Raw genomic sequence first — 18,595 nt, forward strand, 5'->3', positions numbered from 1 at the left:
TGATTAAAAAAACTATTTGAATGGCGATTCTAAATGAATACCCATTTTTTCAACTCGCTTTTCCCAAAGTTGTCTTGCTAACTTCTGCATGTCTTCAACTTTGTCACCTTCATCAAGGATTTCAATTCCTAAAAGTGTTTCAACAACATCTTCAAGAGTCACGACACCTTTGGTATCGCCATATTCGCCAACCACCAATGCAATATGCTGTCGCTGCTCCAATAATATTTCCATTAATTTAGAAAGTGGTGTTTTAGCCATAACAGTAATGAGCTCTCTTCGGAAATCATTAATCGAATTTCTCCCTTTACCTTGGTTTTTCGCAACAAGTAAATCTTCACGTAAAACGAAGCCAACTATATGATCTAGATCATCGGCATAAATAGGTAAACGAGAGAAATTAGAGATCGTTGACGTCGATAATGCTTCATCAATTGTGATATCTTTTTGCAAGGCAGATAAGACAATTCTCGGGGTCATCACCGTACTGGCATCAAAAGACTTGAACAAAAACAGATTTCTAATAATTTTAGATTCTCGATCATTTAGCATACCTTCTTCTTTTCCTATCCCAGCCATCGCTACAAACTCATCGCGACTAAATTGCTGTGCTTTTTTATTGCCAGAAATGAGTTTAGTTAATTTCTCAGAGACAATAATTAAGGGGTACATCGACTTAATCAATAAGTTTACGTAAACACCTGTGAAAGAAGCCAACTGACGCCAGTATACTGCGCCAAGTGTTTTGGGAATAATCTCTGAAAGGAATAGGATTAATAGTGTCATGACTGCGGAGAAAACACCGAACCATGCATGACCAAATACTGAAGTTGCTTTGGCACCAGCTCCAATCGCACCGACGGTATGTGCAATGGTATTTACAGTAAGAATTGCTGCTAAAGACTGATCAATATTATCTTCTTTTAAACGTCTTAATCGTTCAGCTTTTTTAGGGTTGGTTTCTTTTAAACCCGCAATATAACTTGGAGTAATACTTAGTAAAGTGGCCTCGGCAATCGAACAGAGGAACGAAAAAAATAAAGCTAAAATAACATACAAAAATAAAAGTAAAGCGTCACCAGTGAGGGCTGAATCTAGAGAAAATTGACCAAAAGTTTCTGAAATTAAACTGGGAATATCCATATGAGAACTTGGCTTTTAACCATAGAACCTTACATAATTGAGGAAATTTATCCTACGTTTTCTGGATAATTGGTGTCAACCAATTATCCAGATTATCCTCTTTATTTCATTACAATTTATAATTTTAACCAATCAGATTCATTTTGGCGACGTATTGCCTAATGCAGGATTATCAATTGCATCCTTACATTGAGCTTTATCACGCTCATAATCTGATTGCTTCTGACCTGAGTTATTTGTATTGTCTTTTACATCTCTAGCCCAACTATCTAGACTTGTGAGCGCTTTCCGACATAAAGCATATTTCCCTTCCGTCACAGAATCAGTCATTTTGACATTAATACGCCAATCTGTACTCAACTGACGAATAGGCTTTCTCACATTCTCTTCGATATCAGTAATTTGCTTGTTGTATACAATCACATCTATCTCATTAATTAACTTCCATGCTGTATTTGCATATGTTGTTGCGTCATTCGTTAATTTTGGAGCTGGTTTGATTTCAACCTTTTTCTCGCTTTCACTGTTTGAGTTACCACATGCAGCTAAAAAAGGACAAATCATCAGTGCTGCTAAAAGATTAACTCTTACATTTAACATATCAAATCGCCAATGGAACATTTGTGGATTATGCTAGTCAATTCAGCAACAATACTCAATCGTTGTTACTTATTTATCTTATAGAGTAATCTACGTTCTAAAGAGTTGATCTAATATCAATATCATTTAAAGTGGTGAAATAAAAATATCATTAAATATCAAATATTTTTAATATTAATTTTGGAATAACTTATTTATGTCACAAATTAAGATTTATGCATTAGAAAAAACAATTGTGGAATTTAGAAATCTCCTTTCAAATGCCATTCACCAAGCCTTAGTTGAAAGTTTAAATTACCCTGTAGAAAAGAAATTTCAGCGTTTCATTGGTTTGGCTCATGATGATTTTATTTATCCTGAGGATAGAAGTGAAAATTACATAATCATTGAAATTTCAATGTTTGAAGGAAGAACAAATGAAGCAAAAAAACGCCTAATTCAAACTATATTTTCTAATATTCAACAGCAATGTGGAATTTCACTACAAGACATTGAAATCACTATTTTTGAGACACCTAAAAGCAATTGGGGTATCCGTGGAAAAAATGCCGACGAATTACAATTAAATTATCAGGTGAATGTCTAAACAGAAAGTCTTGCTGCATAGTGCTGTTTTTTGTCTAACAAAAACCATGTTTTTTGTCTCATTTTGACTTAATTCCTTAAAAAGTTCTGCTATGCTTAAATGCAAATTACTCAGGATAGGATTATTCGCATGAGCGTCACTCTAGGAACTCCACTTCAATCTTCTGCATTTAAGGTTTTACTGTTAGGTTCTGGAGAACTTGGTAAAGAAGTCGTGATTTCTTTACAGCGCTTAGGAGTAGAAGTTCATGCTGCTGATCGTTATGATCATGCGCCTGCAATGCAAGTAGCGCATTATTCATATACATTAAATATGGCTGATCCTGTTGAATTAAAACAACTCATTGAAAAAATTAAACCGAATCTTATCGTTCCTGAAATTGAAGCAATTGCGACAGAAGTTTTAGTTGAAATCGAACAAGCTCAAACAGCTACAGTTATCCCATCTGCAAAAGCAGTGAACTTAACAATGAACCGCGAAGGAATTCGTCGTTTAGCTGCCGAAGAACTTGGTCTACCTACTTCTGCATATCGCTTTGCAAATACTTTAGAAAGTTTCCGCGCAGCGTGTGATGACATTGGTTATCCAAACTTTGTAAAACCTGTGATGTCATCTTCGGGTAAAGGTCAATCACGTGTAAAAAGCTTTAGTGAAGTTGATGCCGCTTGGGAATACGCGATGCAAGGCGGTCGTGTCAATCAAGGTACTGTGATTGTTGAATCTCAAATTGATTTTGATTTTGAAATTACGTTATTAACAGTGCGTGCAAAAAATCCTGAAACAGGTGAAATCGAAACACATTTCTGTGACCCGATTGGACATCGTCAAGATGCAGGTGACTATGTTGAAAGTTGGCAGCCGCAACCAATGACAGCAACGGCGTTACAAGAAGCAAAACGTATTGCAAATAAAGCAACAACTGCATTAGGCGGCTGTGGTATCTTTGGTGTAGAGTTATTTATTAAAGGCGATAAAGTGTGGTTCAGCGAAGTATCACCTCGCCCACATGATACTGGCTTAGTCACTTTAGCGTCTCAATTCCAAAGTGAATTTGAATTACACGCTCGTGCAATTTTAGGCTTACCTGTCAATACACAACGCCATAGTGTGGCTGCCAGTGCGGTGATTTATGCGGGTGTTGATGCGAATAATTTAAGCTTTACTGGCTTAAATCTTGCTTTAGCAAACCCAAATACAGATTTACGTTTATTTGGTAAACCAGAAGGATTTAAACGCCGTCGTATGGGTGTTGCAACTGCTCGTGCCGAAACAACAGAACTCGCTCGTGAGTTGGCACAACAAGCTGCTGACCAAGTGAGCGTACAAACTAACTCTTAACCTAAATTGAGTAGACCCATTTTCATGATCAATACATCTCCATTGTTGAACTACGTTACCAGCCATCATGATATTCAAGCTATTAATCAATGGCGTACTGATGTAGAAAAACAATTGCAAGAGAGTTATGAAAATGGGCAAACTATTCGTGAAGTCATTAAAGCACGATCTAACTCAATTGATGAAGCACTGATTTTTTTATGGAATCATGCTGAGTTAAATAAAACACAATTGGGTTTATTTGCTGTAGGAGGATATGGTCGCCGTGAAATGCTACCGTATTCCGATACAGATATTATGATTTTGTCTGAAGATGAAATAAGCGAAGAACAAGAAAAACAGATTTCAATCTTTATATCTTCATTATGGGATGTTGGTAATTTCAAACCCGGAATTAGTGTTCGTACCATTCAGAACTGCGTCGAACAGGCAAGTAATGATCTTACCGTTGCAACGACGCTCATCGAAGCGCGTTTAATTACCGGTAATGAGCAGCTTGCAAAATGGCCTCGTAGAATTGTTGCACAAACGTGGACAGATAAAACCTTCTACGATGCGAAAATGGCTGAACAAGCTAAACGCTATTTTCAACACAACAATACTGAAAGTAACTTAGAACCTGATATCAAAAATGCGCCTGGTGGTATCCGTGATATCAATCAAATTGGCTGGATCGCCAAACGTCATTTCCGCGTAAATCGTATTTATGATTTGGTTCATTTAGGCTTTATTACTGAATTTGAACTGGGTGTTCTTGAAGAAGCAGAAAGCTTTCTATGGGAAATCAGAACCCATTTACATCGACTGGCGAAGCGCGATGAGAATCGCCTACTCTTCGAATATCAAAGAGATATCGCTGCAAAATTTGGTTATGTCCGTGAAGAAGGTCAACCTGTTAATTTTGCCGTTGAACAGTTCATGAAGCGCTACTATAGAACGGCACAACAAGTTTCAACGCTGAATGAAATGCTACTTGCCTATTTCAATGAATCCGTAATTACCCCTCGTTTAACAGATTATGAACGTGAAATTATCGATATTAATGAACGTTTCAAAATTGTAGATGGCAAATTAGCCGTACAACACCATAAAGTGTTCGCGGAAGAACCAAGTGCAATTTTAGAGTTATTTTATTTACTGGCAAATCGCGCCGAAATTACAGGGATTCGCGCACGTACTTTACGCTTACTTGTTCTTGCTGCTAAACGTATTGATCAACGTTTTAGAGATAATCCAGAACATCAAGCTTTGTTCATGTCGATTATACGTTCGCCGCATCGCTTGTATGACACAATGGTTTCGATGAAACGTTATGGTGTATTGGGTAATTACATTCCTGCTTTTGGACAAATCACAGGCTTGATGCAGTACGATCTATTCCATATTTATACTGTAGATGCACATACCCTATTACTACTACGTAATTTAAGTCGTTTTAAAGAACCTGAGTTTGCAAAAGAATTTCCTGTTGTGAGTTCCGTGTTTCAGCGAATAACTCGACATGACATCGTATTTCTTGCAGCAATTTTCCATGACATTGCCAAAGGTCGTGGTGGTGATCATAGTGAGCTTGGTGCACTTGATGCGATTGAATTCTGCCGAACTCATGGATTTACCGAACGTGAATGCAAATTAGTCGCATGGTTAATTAACAATCATCTACTCATGTCTCTCACAGCACAGAAAAAAGATATTTCCGATCCTGATGAGGTGAAAGAATTTGCTGAAAAAGTCGGTGATATGGAGCACTTAGATTATCTCTATACGCTAACAGTAGCAGATATTAATGCGACCAATCCAAAGCTTTGGAATACTTGGCGCGCTTCACTTATGCGCCAGCTTTATACATATTCGCGTGATGTGATTCGTTCAGGATTGGGGCGTCCTGTGGATTACCAAATGCTAATCGAAGATACCAAGTTTGCAGCGAGTGAGTTATTGGTCAATGATTTCTCGTTAGCTGATGTTGAAAAAGTTTGGCAAGAACTAGGCGATGAGTATTTTGTTAAAGAATCTGCGAATGAAATTGCATGGCATACTCAAGCAATTTTGAAACACGGCGATAATCCTGAGCCCTTGGTTTTACTACGTGCGCACCGAAATGCAGCCGAAGATGCTGTTCAGATCTTTATTTATACACGCGATCAACCGAACTTGTTTGCAACTACAGTTGCTGTGTTAGACCGCATGAATCTTGATGTGCAAGATGCAAGAATTATTACCGCATCTACTGCTTTTAGCTTAGATACTTATTTAGTTCTTGATCGTTTTGGAACTTTACTTACCGACCCAGATCGAGAGCGCAAAGTAAAAGCAGCGTTAGTCGATGCACTCAGCCATTCAGATCAATATCCAGGTATTATGCAGCGTCGTATTCCACGTCATTTGCGCCACTTTGATGTGCAAAATACCGTTGATATCGTACTGAATCCGACCTTACAACAGCATATGGTTGAGATTTCAACCCTCGACCAACCTGGGCTACTGGCTCGAATCGGTGGTTTATTTATGCTACAAGGTCTAGACATTCATTCTGCAAGAATTGCAACGCTCGGTGAGCGCGCAGAAGATATTTTCTTTGTTACCAAGAAAAATGGCATTTTATTGACAGATGAAGAAGTGAAAATTTTCGCTGAAACGCTAAAATCTGCCTTAGATGAAGCCTCAAACCAAATTTGTAATCCATCCTAACCTTTTGAGTTCCCTAATATATGATTATGTTTATATCTCAGGGAACTTGTTAATCTTATTTCGGTACTTGTTTAAATGAACTCTAGCTTGTCTTTATTGCATCCCTATCCTTTTGAAAAGTTAAATCAACTTTTTAAAGATGTGCAACCAGCCAATTTACCGTTAATTCCCTTATCAATAGGTGAACCTAAACACCCTGCACCAGAGTTTGTAAAACAAGCACTTTTTGATAATTTCGCTCACCTTTCTACCTATCCAAATAGTAAAGGCTTACTTGAGCTGCGCCAAAGTATTGCACAATGGCTCACCAGTCGCTTCAAGCTGAATCAAATTAGTGCGGAAGATCATATTCTGCCTGTTTCTGGTACACGTGAAGGCATCTTCTCTTTTGTACAAGCTTTGATTAAACGTGAAGAAGCACCATATGTGGTTATGCCAAATCCGTTTTATCAGATTTATGAAGGTGCAACTCTACTTGCAGGTGCAAAACCCTATTTCATTAACTGTACCGCCGAAAATGGTTACTTAGGTGATTTCGATGCTGTGCCAGCGGAAGTATGGGAAAAAACAGCATTATTATTCGTTTGCACACCCGGCAATCCAACTGGAACCGTGCTATCGAAAGAACAATTTAAAAAACTGATTGCCCTCTCCGATCAATATGGTTTTGTGATTGCATCTGATGAATGTTATTCAGAACTTTGGTTTGACCAAGCACCAATTGGTCTTTTAGAAGTCTGTGCTGAAATAGGACGTGATGATTATAAAAATTGCATCGTATTTCATTCACTCTCTAAACGCTCAAACTTACCGGGTTTACGTTCTGGTTTTGTTGCAGGCGATGCGGCTTTACTAAAACCATATCTGCAATACCGTACTTACCACGGCGCTGCAATGCCTGTTCAAAATCAATTGGCTTCAATTGCAGCATGGAATGATGAAGCACATGTTGAAGAAAACCGTCAGCAATACCGTGCTAAATTTGACTTGTTTCAATCAGAACTCGGTCATTTATTGCCATTACAAAAACCAGATGCAGGTTTCTATTATTGGCTAAAAGTAGATAATGATGAGACCTTTGCCAAAATGTTGATGGAAAAAGCCAATATCAAAGTCTTACCTGGTCGTTATTTGTCCCGTGATACCGCGCAAGGTAATCCGGGCGAAGGTCATGTCAGAATGGCATTGGTTGCTGACTTAGCGCAATGTGAGGAAGTCGTTAAACGACTTAAATCGATTCTTTAATGTTATCTCATCTTGGAGTCTATATTTTGTATAGATTCCAAGATTAGCATCTACATTTGACCTATCAATAGAATAAATCCTATTCCCATCATCAAAGTAGCAGAAATTCGACTCACAACTTTCACTGCGCTTGGTCGAGTCGCTAACAATTTTTTAGCAGCAATTCCAACCAACACATATACCACTGCACAACTCAGTAAATGAATCATCCCCAATAAAATGATCTGAGTAGTCGGTGAAAATGTCATGTCTGGATGAATGAAAGATGGTAATAGAGCAAAAAACAACAGCAACACTTTAGGATTTAATCCGCTAATCCCCACCCCTTTAATGAGCCAAGAGCGAGCAGAATCAACTGATTGCATAACATCAGTCTCATTTGAAATTGTTGCAGGGCGTAGAAAAAGATTAATGCCCATCCATAATAAATAACAGGCTCCCAAAATGGTCATCACAGTTAATAAAATCGGATAGTGTTGTACAAGTACACCAACACCTGCCGCAACACACAGAATAGCAATTAAATGCCCTATCACTAATCCACCAACAGCAGTAAATACAAACTGTCCTTTTATCCCTGCAAGAATAGCATAAGCCCAATCTGCACCAGGCGTCAGTACGAATAAGATCGACACACACCAAAATGCAAAAATCACACTCAGTTCCATTATCAAAGCCTTCTCAACATTTAATCGGTTTCTTCAACTCAAGTTTTTCAACCAAATGGTGAAGATTATTTGCAAAGAATATGCTTAAATGCTGAAAATGTTATTCCAAATACTTCTATAAATTTAAAAGCATGAGGGAGATTCTTCTAAATGGATCGGATTGATAAGAAAATAATTGCTGAACTACAAGCAAATGGGCGACTATCTATCACTGAACTGGCTGAAAAAGTAGGGCTAAGTTTATCTCCATGTCATCGACGGGTAAAAGCGTTGGAAGAATCAGGTGTGATCAAAGGCTATCATGCAGATTTAGAAGCTTCTAAAATTGGCTTAAATTTTTCAGCAATTATTTTCGTTACTTTAAAAGATGGTGATAAGAGCGCCCTATCTAGTTTCGAAGAGAAAGTTACTGAGATTCCAAATGTGATCCAAGCACAGCGCTTATTTGGAAATCCTGATTACCTTCTTCATGTAGTCGCTAAGGACCTTGCAAGTTTTCAGAAGCTTTATGATGATAGCCTCTCTGCTTTACCCAACGTTCAGCGTCTTACATCAACGATTGTGATGAAAAATGTGGTAATCAATCGTTTACTTCCCCTATAAAATTACATACTTAATTGTTGTATCAACCTAACGTTAATCAACTTGTTTATGTATGTATTTTTGAATGAATTCATCTGTCTGTTTACTATTGACCATCTGTTGAAATCTTCGTCTATACTTAGGCATCAAAATTTAGTGACTATGGAAAGATGAATTCTCAAACTTCCCAAAATTCAAAGAACAAGGTTTGGTTAATTTCAGCAATCGTAATTATGGTTTTTATTGTTGCACTTTTAATTTGGAAATCTGGATCGGATAAAAAAACCAATCAGGGTGAAAAACAGCGAAAAACAGATCAGACCGTGCAGAAAGCCGCTTTAACGGTAACAGTCATTCAACCTCAACAGCAAAATTGGCAGCAGACCTTTACTGCCAATGGTAATATCGCAGCATGGCAAGAAGTAGTTATTGGTAGCGAATTATCAGGTCAGCGCTTAACCAAAGTAAATGTCAATGTCGGTGATCAAGTTAAACGCGGTCAAGTTTTAGCAGAAATTAATAGCGAAACAATTCGTGCAGATCTAGCAGCAGCAAAAGCAAGCTATGCAGAAGCACAAGCTGTACTTACTGATGCGATCACTAATAATAAACGTATTCAACAGCTAAAAAATACAGGTGCGATTTCTGCACAAGAAGCGACTCAATATCAGACTTCTCAAGCAACCGCACAAGCACGCCTTGATGCAGCTAAAGCACAAATAGAAAGCAATCAATTACGTTTATCTCAAACACAAGTCGTATCACCTGACCACGGTGTTATTTCAGCTCGTATAGCTACCGTAGGTTCTTTGGCGCAAACAGGTCAAGAATTATTTCGCCTTATAAGAGATCAGCGTTTGGAATGGCGAGCTGAAGTTACCACGACTGATTTGTATAAACTTCAACAAGGCATGACAGCGCATATCATTTCACCTGATCCAACTCAACCCGCTGTGACTGGTAAAGTACGAATGATTGCACCTGTGATTGATCCACAAACACGTTATGGGCTTGTGTATGTTGATATTCCGACAACACAAGCGTTACGTATGGGAATGTTTGTCAAAGGTGAATTTGATTTAGGTCAAAAACTTGCGCTCACTATTCCACAAACAGCTTTGTTATTACGCGATGGTTTTTCATATGTCTTTATTGTGGACAATAAAAATCGTGTGAGTCAGCAAAAAGTGCAGGTTGGACGACGTTCGGGCGATCGTGTTGAAATTTTAGATTTGAATCCTAATGTAAACGTCGTTTCATCAGGTACGGGTTTTCTTACAGATGGCGACCTTGTGACTGTTGCTAAAGCGATTCCAGAAACACCTCTTAGCAAGCAACTCGTAAACTCACAGGAGAAATAAAATGAATTTCTCCGCTTGGTCTATTCGTAATCCTATTCCCGGTATTTTATTATTTATTATGCTCGGATTAGCAGGATTACTCTGTTTTCACTGGATGAAAATACAACAGTTTCCTGATATTGAATTACCGATGGTCACTGTAACTGCGGCTTTACCGGGTGCTGCACCTCCCCAATTGGAAACTGAGGTTGCCCGTAAAATTGAGAATTCAATTGCGACATTACAAGGATTAAGAAATCAATATACCAATATTCAAGATGGTGTAGTCACCGTTACAGCCGAGTTTCAGCTTGAAAAACCTTTGCAAGAAGCCGTAGATGATGTCCGAAATGCGGTATCACAGGTTCGCTCAGACTTACCCGCTGATTTACGAGATCCAATTGTAAGTAAAATAAACCTTTCAGGCTCTCCTATTCTGACCTATACCATTCAATCACCAAAAATGGATGAAGAAGCATTGTCATGGTTTGTAGACTACGATATTGCTCGCGCCATGTTACAAGTAAAGGGCGTTGGCGCTGTGGCACGTGTTGGTGGTGTAACACGACAAGTCGAAGTCGAACTCGATCCTGAAAAATTATTAGCACTTAATGCAACAGCAACCGACATTACCCGTCAACTTCGTTTAGTTCAACAAGATGCTTCAGGTGGTCAAACTAAAATTGGCGGTAGTGAACAATCAATTCGTACAATCGCAACTGTAAAAACAGCTAATGAAATTGGTGCGATGGAAATCGCTCTAAGTGATGGTCGCCATATTCGCCTAGACCAAGTCGCGAATATTCGTGATGGTATTGCTGAAAGACGTTCTGCCGCATTACTCAATGGTCAGCCTGTGATTGGCTTTGAAATTACCAGAAGTAAAGGTGAAAGTGAGGTTGATGTTGAAAAAGGTGTGGTTGAAGCCTTAGATAAGCTTAAAGCAGCCCATCCTGATATAAAAATCACAGAAGCATTTAACTTTGTAAAACCTGTCGTTGATAATTATAAAGGATCAATGTCTCTTCTTTACGAAGGGGCGATTTTAGCAATCTTAGTGGTTTGGTTATTTTTACGTGATTGGCGAGCAACGATTATCGCAGCTACTGCTCTGCCATTATCTATTTTACCAGCTTTAATTGGTATGTATTACTTTGGCTTTACCCTCAATACAGTCACACTTTTAGCAATGTCACTTGTGGTCGGTATTCTAGTCGATGATGCTATTGTTGAGATTGAAAATATTATTCGGCATTTAAGAATGGGGAAATCGCCCTATGAAGCCGCGATGGAAGCAGCAGATGAAATTGGTTTAGCAGTTATCGCAACGACCTTTACACTGATTGCTGTATTTTTACCAACTGCTTTTATGAGTGGGATTGCAGGTAAGTTCTTTGTTCAATTTGGTTGGACAGCTGCACTGGCAATCTTTGCATCGCTCTTAGTTGCACGTTTGCTTACTCCAATGATGTCAGCCTACATACTTAAACCTTGGGTGGGTAAAGTTGAGGCACAAAATGAAACCTCTCAAAATCAAGCTATTCATGATCAAGGGACTTCTTCCTTAGCCAAAGATCGTTCGAGCGATGGCAAAGTGATGCGCAGTTACATGCGTTTGGTGACATGGTGTCTCAATCATCGTTGGATTACATTATTCGGCGCAATTGCATTTTTTATCGGTTCAGTAATGCTGATTCCATTACTACCCACTGGTTTTGTCCCTCCACCAGATACAGGGCAAACTCAAGTTCGATTAGAGCTTACGCCTGGCTCACAATTTTCTGATACGTTAAAAACTGCCGAATACGCACGTAGCTTAATTAAGGATCATCCTGAAATTAAGAGTATCTATACAACGATCGGTGGTGGTGCTGCGGGTACAGACCCATTTTCTGGTGGGGCATCTAGTGAACCACGCAAAGCAACTTTAACCATCCAAACCTCTGAACGTTCAGATCGTAGTGCAAGCTTGCAAACGATTGAAGAAGAAATTCGTCAAAAATTAGCACCTCTTCCTGGTGCACGTATTCAAGTTGGATTAGCTGGAAATAATAGCCAGTATCAATTAGCACTCTCTGGTGATGATCCCGAAGCCCTTATGGACACGGCACGAAAACTTGAACGCGAGCTACGTACTATTCCTAACATTGGAAGCATTACCTCAAGTGCGGCATTAATTCGTCCTGAATTGGTGATTCGTCCTGATTTTGCAAAGGCCGCTGATCTTGGTGTCACAACTTACGATATTGCAGAGACTTTACGTATCGCAACTGCGGGTGATTTTGATCAAAACCTTGCCAAATTGAACTTATCGCAACGACAAGTACCTGTGGTGATTAAACTTCCGCTTGCAGCGCGTCAAGATCAAGATTTAATGAAAAGATTAATGATTAAAGGTAGCCGTGGCCCCGTGATGTTAGGCACGATTGCTGAAGTGAATATTGAAAGTGGTCCATCGCAAATCGATCGCTTCAATCGCTTACGTAATATTAATTTTAATATTGAATTAAATAATCAGCCTTTAGGTGACGTGGCAGCCAAAGTCGATCAATTACCTACCATGAAAAACTTACCACCAACAGTAAAACGCACCAATATTGGTGATGCAGAAGTCATGCAGGAACTGTTCTCAAGTTTTGGCTTAGCTATGCTCACGGGTGTGCTTTGTATTTACGTTGTACTCGTTCTTTTATTCAAAGACTTTTTGCAACCGATTACTATTTTGGTTGCTTTACCCTTGTCGCTTGGTGGCGCATTCGTTTTATTACTTTTAGCTAAAAGTAGCTTCTCGATGCCGAGTTTAATTGGCCTAATCATGCTGATGGGTATTGCCAGTAAAAACTCAATTCTACTGGTTGACTATGCGATCATTGCCCGAAACGAAAAGCATTACTCTCGTTTCAATGCATTATTAGATGCATGCCATAAACGCGCGCGTCCCATTATCATGACTACATTGGCAATGGGCGCAGGTATGCTGCCAATCGCTCTCGGTATTGGAACAGACCCAAGTTTTCGTGCGCCGATGGCAATTTCTGTGATTGGTGGACTGATTACCAGTACGTTCTTATCATTATTGGTTATTCCAGTGGTATATACCTTTATTGATGATATAAATCGTAAGATACGCTTTAGAAAAACTGAGCCTCAATCTAGTAATTAATTTTCATCGCTCAAATTAAAAAAAGACGATCATATGATCGTCTTTTTTATTTCTAAGACATAATCAGTACGATCATAAAAAATATAAAACTGATTCCAGCTAAAAAATAAACATGATGAAAATGGCGTTTTAACCAAGATAAGTAAACATTTGAGCTTAGAAAGCTAACAATTGCTACATTCCAGATCAGCACTAAAGCAACCATCCAAATGCACAACAAGATATTTTGAATAAAATTATATTTAGGGTAAATCAGGATAACTAAAACGGTATAAAACATCAGATTTTTAACGTTAAGCAAACTGGAAAGCAAACCCAACCCGAAATACCTCAAGTCACTCGACTTCCGCATTTTTTTAATCTTATCATCAGATATATCTTGTACTGTTTGAGCCGAAACAGCAGAGCGTAAACATTGAAAAGCCAAATAAGCAAAATATATTACCCCCAACCATTTCAAAAAAATAATCAGATCAGTATCCACTTGCCCTAGCAGATATAAACTGAGATAGATCAACATCAAGATAATTGCATTTCCAACAGCAATACCTGAACACGTATATTTTGCTGATGTTTTACCTTTTTCAATTACTGTTTTTAAGATTAAAAAGAAATCTGCACCTGGTGAGAGTAATCCAATAAAATGAGTGATTGCAATTGTTATAAAAAACTCCATACATCTTTCTCCACGTCAATGGAGCAAGCTTAAAAAAGCCATCAGCTTTATTCTTGTATAAAATTGCGCGCGCTAAGTTTTTTTAGAATATTGTTTCGGTGTAATCCCTGTATGTTGCTTAAACACTCTTTGAAAATGACTCTGATCTGTAAAGTTCAACTCATAAGCTAACTGCGCAATATCACAACGCTGTTGTAATCGTTGACGAGCGATATTGATTTTAGTATTAAGTTGATACGCATGTGGCGTAAATCCAAAATAATGTTTAAATAACCGAATTAAAGCATATCGACTAATCTCCATTTTTTCGGCCAATTGCTGTAGAGATAAATTTTCTGAGCCTGTAGATAAACATTTGATCAGTTGCGGTAAATATTGCTGATAGTAATTTGACGGTACGATTTCTTGCAAATCAAAATCTGGTAATAAAATTTCTGTGAGCGTGGCAACCAAATTCTGTTCTTTCTGAAAAATTGAAATTTCTGAATCAAACAAACTATTATTTAAATGAGTAAAAGCAGAATAAGATTTTGAATTTTTTAATATATTTGGTTTTAACTTTGGTATTTTTGCTGCAATTGAATCTGAGTTTAGCATTTGATCAAGCCTTAACTCATTCATCAACGTTTTTAACCATTCGACATCAAGGTGCATCATTTGATAGCTCCAAGCATGTTGAGGTAAAGGATTACACGAATGCTCAACATTTGCTGGAATGACAACAACACTACCAGACTCAAGCATTTGCTCTTGAGCAAAATAGCTTGAAAAATGACTCTGCCCCACATCCACCGCACCAATTGAAAACGTAGGATGGCTATGTGATTTATAACAAATTCGACTTTGGCATGCCCTACGTATTTCTACATAAGGCATGAGTGGATCATTCCAGAACTCAACTGTTGAGTCTAATAACATCTCAGCCTCAAAATTAAAGAGTGACCACAATTTCTAAAAACTATTTAGCTAAAGCTTTTTCAATATCAGCTTCTAAAGCTTCTGGCTTTGTGGTCGGCGCATAACGCCCCAAAACTTCACCATTACGACCAACTAAAAACTTTGTAAAGTTCCATTTGATATTGCGGCTACCTAAAATTCCTTTTGCTTCGCGGGTTAAGTAACGAAAAATCACATGTGCTTCAGGTCCTTTAACATCAACCTTAGCAAACATAGGAAAGTTAACGCCGTAGTTACGTTGACAAAAACTTCCTATCTCCTTATTTGTCCCAGGGTCTTGTCCACCAAATTGATTGCATGGAAAACCCAATATTTCTAAGCCTTGCGATTGATATTTTTCATATAACTTTTCTAAGCCTGCAAATTGCGGTGTGAAACCACATTTACTTGCAGTATTTACAATTAGCATGACCTTGCCTTTATAATCAGCGAGCGCCTTTATTTCTCCCTCTAACAATTCAGCTTCGAACTGATAAATGTTACTCATGGATAAGTTTCCTCGTCATTCTTTTCTTCTGTTTTAAGTTGTAATGATGCCGAATTCACACAATAACGTAATCCTGTCGGCTGTGGGCCATCCTCAAACACATGCCCCAAATGTGCATCGCAATCATGGCAGACTATTTCGGTTCTGACCATACCATGAGATAAATCTTCATGTTCTTCTATTGCAACACTATCAATCGGTCTATAAAAACTTGGCCAACCACATCCACTGTCATACTTTGTTTCTGATGAAAATAGCTCAGCTCCGCAACAACGACAAATATACGTTCCGTGTTGTTTATTATTCCAGTATTGTCCAGTAAATGCGGGTTCAGTGCCTTTCTTACGTGTGATTCGGTATTCTTCTGGAGAAAGCTCTCTTTGCCACTCACGATCTGTTTTATTCACTTTTCCCATAGCCTGCACCTTTTTATTTTGTTGAAAACAATTTCTTGATGATCATGTTTTTATATTTACGCCATTCAAAAAAAAAACTCTAGTCTTTCACTGTATAATTTATCGTAATTTAAGCACTTAACTTAAAATAGCAAATAGTAAGCAAAATAAATTAACTAAGGTAAGCATTTTTAAATAAATTATCTTTCAAGTAAGCAATCATAGTGTTATTCTTGTACAGCAAGGTTGTGTAGGAAAAAAAATGTCACAGAAAAAAAGTGTGGTTTTTAAAAATCTATTACCAACCATCAGAGAATATCAACAATCGGGTTTCACCCATGAAAAAATTGTTGAATTGCTGAAAGATCAACATGATCTAAATTTGGTTAGTGTCGAAACATTCAAAAGTTATTTATACCGATATGCAAAAGTGAATCCTGCTATGTCTAAAAATACTGTTACACCCCAGTCAACTCAATCAAGTCGAGAAATTAAAAAGTCATCTAAACTTGAGCATGTTTGTTATGACATTCGTGGACCAGTATTACGCGCCGCCAATGAAATGGAGGAGCAAGGACACAAGATCATTAAGCTCAATATTGGCAACCCTGCACCTTTTGGTTTTGAAGCACCACAAGAAATCATCAACGATGTTGCATTAAATCTTCCGAATGCAATTGGCTACACTGATTCAAAAGGAATCTTCCCTGCACGTAAAGCCATTTGCCAGTACTATCAGCAAAAAGGTGTTTTTGATATGCACGTCAATGATGTGTATGTCGGAAATGGTGTTTCTGAGCTAATCGTCATGGCAATGCAAGGCTTACTCGATGATGGTGATGAAATGCTGGTTCCAATGCCTGATTATCCGTTATGGACAGCAGCAGTCAATCTATCTGGTGGTAAAGCTGTTCACTATAAATGTGATGAAGAAAACTATTGGTATCCTGATATTGCAGATATGGAAAGCAAAATCACTTCCAATACACGCGGTATTGTCGTGATCAATCCGAACAATCCAACAGGTTCAGTTTATCCTCGTCATGTATTAGAACAAATTGTCGCTTTGGCTAAAAAATACGATTTAATTTTATTTGCAGATGAAATCTACGACAAAATCGTTTATGACGGTATTGAACATGTGGCTGTTGCTGCCCTTTCTGGTGATCAGCTCTGTATATCTTTTAACGGTTTATCAAAAGCATATCGTATTGCAGGTTATCGTGCTGGATGGATGGCAATAACGGGTGATAAATCACGTGCAGCCGATTACATTGAAGGTTTGGATATGCTCGCTTCAATGCGTTTGTGTGCGAATCATCAAGCTCAATATGCCATTCAGACTGCATTAGGTGGCTACCAATCGATTAATGATTTGATTCGTCCTGGCGGTCGTTTATACGAACAGCGTAATATTGCATGGGAAATGCTCAATGAGATTCCTGGTGTAAGTTGTGTGAAGCCTGAAGGTGCAATGTATTGCTTCCCTAAACTAGATCCTGAGATCTATCCAGTTGAAGACGATGAAAAACTAATGTTGGATTTACTTAAAGCTGAAAAAGTTTTGCTGGTTCAAGGAACAGGCTTTAATTGGCCTACACCTGATCATTTCCGTGTGGTGTTCTTACCTGCTGAAAATGAATTACGTGAAGCAATCAATCGTTTAAGTCGTTTCTTGGCGAAGATGCGTTAAATAAAATACGAAATAAAAAAGGAAGCAATTTGCTTCCTTTTTTACTCATAACCAGTTTCCTAATTAATTAGCTTCAGACTGTAATTCATCCCATTGAGCTTCATACTCTTTGGCTTTCTTTAAATTCTTAGTTAAACCAAAACCACCTTTCGCATATAAACGAGCTAAATCTAATAAAGCTTCGTTCTCACCTTGCTCAACTGCGAGTGAATAATACTCTGCTGCCTTTTTATAATTTTTTTCAACACCCTTAGCTTCTTCATATACATAGGCGATATTTGAAGAACCCAAACCATTTTCAGCTTCTGAGGCTAAAGTGAATAAACGCAAAGCTTCTTTGTAATCTTGTTTTATACCCGCTTTTCCTTCCAAATAGAAAATACCAAGATTATTAATTGCAGATGATTCATCTTGCTTTACTGCTAACTGATAGTAATGTAATGCTTTTTTTAAGTCTTGAGGAACTTCATCGCCACCATCATTATATAAATGCCCCAACTCCGCTTGGGCAAGATCCAATCCTGCATCAGCAGATTTGGTCATCCACTCCAAACCTTTCTTAGTATTAACAGATACACCTTCATCACCATATAAATACAAGTAACCCAAGTAATATTGAGCATGTAATTGCCCTTTTTGTGCCGCCTGCGTATACCATTTCAAAGCTGTTGGATTATCTTCTTCAGTACCCTCGCCGTAGTCATACATATAACCTACGGAAAATAAAGCATCAGCATTACCTTTAGCAGCTGATTTCTTAAACCATTCTAATGCTTTACCAAAATCTTGCTCAACCTCATTTCCATAATAGTAAGCATCACCCAAATTGTTTTGGGCAACTGCATCACCCGCTTTGGCTTGTTGTACAAGCTCTTGAGTAAAAGGTACATCTTCTGCATGTGAGAGATTAAATGCGCTAAAAACCATGAAAATTGAAAATGCGATATTTTTTAATTTCATTATTAAGTCCAATTTGATAATTTTTTAATCAAAGATATTCTAGCGTCAAAATGTTCTATGTAAACCTAAAT

General features: G+C 38.1%; 16 protein-coding genes. 8 read left to right on the forward strand and 8 right to left on the reverse strand.

Translation table 11 applies throughout. From position 1 onward, the window contains the following. Window positions 1–12: 12 nt before the first annotated feature. Both F933_RS14045 and F933_RS14050 read right to left on the reverse strand, forming a co-directional pair. Entirely contained in the window at window positions 13–1,143 is a 1,131-nt protein-coding gene (locus tag F933_RS14045) for a CNNM domain-containing protein (protein ID WP_005062310.1), read from the reverse strand. A gap of 138 nt (window positions 1,144–1,281) precedes the next feature. Then, a complete protein-coding gene (locus F933_RS14050) occupies window positions 1,282–1,743 on the reverse strand; it encodes a hypothetical protein (protein WP_034711114.1) in 462 nt (153 codons plus the stop codon). 196 nt (window positions 1,744–1,939) lie between these two features. Here F933_RS14050 and F933_RS14055 point away from each other — a divergent pair, with 196 nt between their 5' ends. From F933_RS14055 to dapC, 4 genes are all read left to right on the forward strand, one after another. Beyond that, entirely contained in the window at window positions 1,940–2,329 is a 390-nt protein-coding gene (locus F933_RS14055) for a tautomerase family protein (protein ID WP_005062313.1), read from the forward strand. Between the two features lie 120 nt (window positions 2,330–2,449). Then, a complete protein-coding gene (gene purT, locus F933_RS14060; protein ID WP_171065969.1) occupies window positions 2,450–3,667 on the forward strand; it encodes a formate-dependent phosphoribosylglycinamide formyltransferase in 1,218 nt (405 codons plus the stop codon). Between the two features lie 24 nt (window positions 3,668–3,691). After that, window positions 3,692–6,358, forward strand: coding sequence for a [protein-PII] uridylyltransferase (gene glnD, locus F933_RS14065; RefSeq protein ID WP_005062318.1), 2,667 nt, complete (start codon window positions 3,692–3,694; stop codon window positions 6,356–6,358). Window positions 6,359–6,433: 75 nt separating this feature from the next. Beyond that, complete coding sequence (gene dapC, locus F933_RS14070; protein ID WP_005062320.1) at window positions 6,434–7,603, forward strand: succinyldiaminopimelate transaminase; 1,170 nt, start codon at window positions 6,434–6,436, stop codon at window positions 7,601–7,603. A gap of 50 nt (window positions 7,604–7,653) precedes the next feature. Here the strand turns inward: dapC and F933_RS14075 are convergent, their stop codons facing one another. Next, window positions 7,654–8,271, reverse strand: coding sequence for a LysE family translocator (locus F933_RS14075; protein ID WP_005062322.1), 618 nt, complete (start codon window positions 8,269–8,271; stop codon window positions 7,654–7,656). 150 nt (window positions 8,272–8,421) lie between these two features. Here F933_RS14075 and F933_RS14080 point away from each other — a divergent pair, with 150 nt between their 5' ends. From F933_RS14080 to F933_RS14090, 3 genes are all read left to right on the forward strand, one after another. After that, complete coding sequence (locus F933_RS14080; RefSeq protein WP_005054584.1) at window positions 8,422–8,874, forward strand: Lrp/AsnC family transcriptional regulator; 453 nt, start codon at window positions 8,422–8,424, stop codon at window positions 8,872–8,874. Window positions 8,875–9,023: 149 nt separating this feature from the next. Continuing rightward, on the forward strand, window positions 9,024–10,214 hold the full coding sequence (locus tag F933_RS14085) for an efflux RND transporter periplasmic adaptor subunit (protein ID WP_005062323.1): 1,191 nt from the start codon (window positions 9,024–9,026) through the stop codon (window positions 10,212–10,214). Between the two features lies 1 nt (window position 10,215). Further along, window positions 10,216–13,356 carry an efflux RND transporter permease subunit gene (locus tag F933_RS14090; protein WP_005062326.1) on the forward strand — a complete coding sequence of 1,047 codons (3,141 nt, stop codon included), beginning with the start codon at window positions 10,216–10,218 and terminating at the stop codon, window positions 13,354–13,356. A gap of 52 nt (window positions 13,357–13,408) precedes the next feature. On the opposite strand, the gene F933_RS14095 is transcribed toward F933_RS14090, so the two are convergent. From F933_RS14095 to msrB, 4 genes are all read right to left on the reverse strand, one after another. Then, window positions 13,409–14,032, reverse strand: a complete 624-nt coding sequence (locus tag F933_RS14095; RefSeq protein ID WP_005062328.1) for a LysE family translocator — start codon at window positions 14,030–14,032, stop codon at window positions 13,409–13,411. 72 nt (window positions 14,033–14,104) lie between these two features. Further along, window positions 14,105–14,950 carry an AraC family transcriptional regulator gene (locus F933_RS14100; protein ID WP_005062331.1) on the reverse strand — a complete coding sequence of 282 codons (846 nt, stop codon included), beginning with the start codon at window positions 14,948–14,950 and terminating at the stop codon, window positions 14,105–14,107. 40 nt (window positions 14,951–14,990) lie between these two features. After that, window positions 14,991–15,476, reverse strand: coding sequence for a glutathione peroxidase (locus F933_RS14105; RefSeq protein WP_005054587.1), 486 nt, complete (start codon window positions 15,474–15,476; stop codon window positions 14,991–14,993). Continuing rightward, window positions 15,473–15,892, reverse strand: coding sequence for a peptide-methionine (R)-S-oxide reductase MsrB (msrB, locus tag F933_RS14110; protein WP_005054588.1), 420 nt, complete (start codon window positions 15,890–15,892; stop codon window positions 15,473–15,475). The genes F933_RS14105 and msrB overlap by 4 nt, the downstream gene beginning before the upstream one ends. A 241-nt stretch (window positions 15,893–16,133) precedes the next feature. On the opposite strand from msrB, the gene F933_RS14115 reads away from it, so the two are divergent. Beyond that, window positions 16,134–17,564 (forward strand): pyridoxal phosphate-dependent aminotransferase, encoded by a 1,431-nt coding sequence (locus F933_RS14115; protein WP_005054590.1) that lies wholly within the window; start codon window positions 16,134–16,136, stop codon window positions 17,562–17,564. Window positions 17,565–17,627: 63 nt separating this feature from the next. Here F933_RS14115 and F933_RS14120 read toward each other — a convergent pair whose 3' ends face one another. Continuing rightward, window positions 17,628–18,524, reverse strand: coding sequence for an SEL1-like repeat protein (locus F933_RS14120; protein ID WP_005062335.1), 897 nt, complete (start codon window positions 18,522–18,524; stop codon window positions 17,628–17,630). Window positions 18,525–18,595: the final 71 nt, after the last annotated feature.

Source organism: Acinetobacter beijerinckii CIP 110307 (assembly GCF_000369005.1).
Lineage (GTDB): Bacteria > Pseudomonadota > Gammaproteobacteria > Pseudomonadales > Moraxellaceae > Acinetobacter > Acinetobacter beijerinckii.

Excerpts from the sequence above, each read along its gene's own strand:
- F933_RS14045 (WP_005062310.1), bottom strand. The coding sequence starts at position 1,143 with ATGGATATTCCCAGTTTAATTTCAGAAACTTTTGGTCAATTTTCTCTA.
- F933_RS14050 (WP_034711114.1), bottom strand. The coding sequence starts at position 1,743 with ATGTTAAATGTAAGAGTTAATCTTTTAGCAGCACTGATGATTTGTCCT.
- F933_RS14055 (WP_005062313.1), top strand. The coding sequence starts at position 1,940 with ATGTCACAAATTAAGATTTATGCATTAGAAAAAACAATTGTGGAATTT.
- glnD (WP_005062318.1), top strand. The coding sequence starts at position 3,692 with ATGATCAATACATCTCCATTGTTGAACTACGTTACCAGCCATCATGAT.
- dapC (WP_005062320.1), top strand. The coding sequence starts at position 6,434 with ATGAACTCTAGCTTGTCTTTATTGCATCCCTATCCTTTTGAAAAGTTA.
- F933_RS14075 (WP_005062322.1), bottom strand. The coding sequence starts at position 8,271 with ATGGAACTGAGTGTGATTTTTGCATTTTGGTGTGTGTCGATCTTATTC.
- F933_RS14080 (WP_005054584.1), top strand. The coding sequence starts at position 8,422 with ATGGATCGGATTGATAAGAAAATAATTGCTGAACTACAAGCAAATGGG.
- F933_RS14085 (WP_005062323.1), top strand. The coding sequence starts at position 9,024 with ATGAATTCTCAAACTTCCCAAAATTCAAAGAACAAGGTTTGGTTAATT.
- F933_RS14090 (WP_005062326.1), top strand. The coding sequence starts at position 10,216 with ATGAATTTCTCCGCTTGGTCTATTCGTAATCCTATTCCCGGTATTTTA.
- F933_RS14095 (WP_005062328.1), bottom strand. The coding sequence starts at position 14,032 with ATGGAGTTTTTTATAACAATTGCAATCACTCATTTTATTGGATTACTC.
- F933_RS14100 (WP_005062331.1), bottom strand. The coding sequence starts at position 14,950 with ATGTTATTAGACTCAACAGTTGAGTTCTGGAATGATCCACTCATGCCT.
- F933_RS14105 (WP_005054587.1), bottom strand. The coding sequence starts at position 15,476 with ATGAGTAACATTTATCAGTTCGAAGCTGAATTGTTAGAGGGAGAAATA.
- msrB (WP_005054588.1), bottom strand. The coding sequence starts at position 15,892 with ATGGGAAAAGTGAATAAAACAGATCGTGAGTGGCAAAGAGAGCTTTCT.
- F933_RS14115 (WP_005054590.1), top strand. The coding sequence starts at position 16,134 with ATGTCACAGAAAAAAAGTGTGGTTTTTAAAAATCTATTACCAACCATC.
- F933_RS14120 (WP_005062335.1), bottom strand. The coding sequence starts at position 18,524 with ATGAAATTAAAAAATATCGCATTTTCAATTTTCATGGTTTTTAGCGCA.